The organism is Komagataeibacter kakiaceti JCM 25156 (assembly GCF_000613305.1).
Genome location: NZ_BAIO01000499.1, coordinates 1 through 1,672 on the forward strand (window position 1 = coordinate 1; position 1,672 = coordinate 1,672).

Consider the following 1,672-nt stretch of genomic DNA (forward strand, 5'->3'; position numbering starts at 1 on the left):
CTGCGGCAGGGCCGGAGTCGGGGCCACGGGAAGCGGCGGGAGCGGAACCGGCGGCTGGGCATAGCGGCTCAGGGTATCGGCATCGCTCTGCACGCCATAGGCGTTCATGGGCGGTAACGGCTGGGGTGATGGCTGGTCAGCCGCCGGGTTGCGGTCAAGCACCACGCGCGCGTTCTGCGGGTAACGGTTCATGAGACCAAGCAGCGTGCCATTGGTCCAGCCGAACCCGATCTGCATCGGGTATTCCCCGCCGCCCTTGCCGCCCTTGGGGCTGATATAGGGGTTCACCACGTCGTATTTTTCCAGCAGCACGCCGGATTTTTCATAGGTGCCGATCACGCGGCCCATCCACCGTGCCGCAATGTCGCTTGCCAGTGTGTCATAGCCGTACTGGTTGAAGCCCTTGACCGCCATCCATTGCAGCGGCGCCCAGCCGTTGGGGGAATCCCACTGCTGCCCGCTGGTCCGTTCGGTAGCGACCAGGCCACCGATCTTGAGCAGGTTCTTGCGCACGGTTTCCGATACGGCCTTGGCCTGCTCGGGCGTGGCCATCTGCAGGAAGAGCGGCATGACCGTGGCCCCTGACAGGATGGAGGTCGATTCCCCCTTTTTCCAGTCATAGTCGATGAAGGCGGCGCGCCGTTCATCCCACAGGAAGCGGTGCAGCGCGTCGATGCGCTCCTGCGCCAGACGGGCGTAAAGGGCGGCGTTCTCCTTGTTGCCTTTCAGGTCATAGGCATGGGCCAGTGTCTGCTGCAGGTGCGGGATCAGGCTGTTGAGCTCCACCGTCAGCAGTTCGGTCGTGTGGATGGTGGACAGGGTGCGCCCATCGGCCAGCCAGCGAGACGAGAAGTCCCACCCCGTTTCCGACCCGGCGCGCAGGTCGCGATAGACTTCTTCCTTCGGGCGGCCGGAATGCGCGGCGGTGGCGATGTCCTGCGGGTAACTCTCGTCACGCGGGGTGTCGCGGTCATCCCAGTGGCGGTTCATGAGCGTGCCGTCAGGCAGGCGGACCACATGGCGGTACGCGCCGCCCGGCGGCACGGAATCCTGCCCGTCCATCCAGTAATCATATTCCGCCTGCAGTTCCGGCAGGAAGGTGAGATAGGCCACCTGCCGTCATGCATGGCCAGCAGGTCAACCATAAGCGAGAAAAACGGCACCTGCGAACGGCTGAGGTAATAGGTCCGGCTGCCGTTGGGGATATGGCCGTACCGGTCGATCATCGAGGCCATGTCGCGCACCATGTCGCGCATGAGGTCGATCTTCTGGTTTTCGTACAGCCCGATCATGGTGAAGTAGCTGTCCCAGTAATACAGCTCACTGAAGCGCCCGCCGGGCACGACATAGGTATAGGGCAGCGCCAGGAGCGAGGAATAGGCCACCTGCGTATCGGGGGGGCGGCTCAGCACTTCCCACATGCCGTTGATGTAATCGCGCACGTTCTCATCGGGGCTGCGCTGGTAGGAGACGGTCTTGCGTTCAGGCAGCGTGAAGTGCTGCGCCACGAAATCCTTGAGCGAGAAGTCCGGGCGCAGCCGGGCCAGCTTGTACTCGGCCAGCAGGTCCGTGGGCGCTTCATCGGGTATGGCGTCGGCCGCGGTCTTGGCGTCGGTGTAGATATGGGCCTCGCCAATGGCCTGGAACAGGCCGTCCAGCGCGATTGATGGCG

The 1,672-nt window shown here is 63.9% G+C and carries 1 pseudogene; it reads right to left on the bottom strand.

What is annotated here, in order from left to right:
• Positions 1-1,672: pseudogene (gene treF / locus JCM25156_RS25295) on the bottom strand (alpha,alpha-trehalase TreF); the annotation flags it as partial.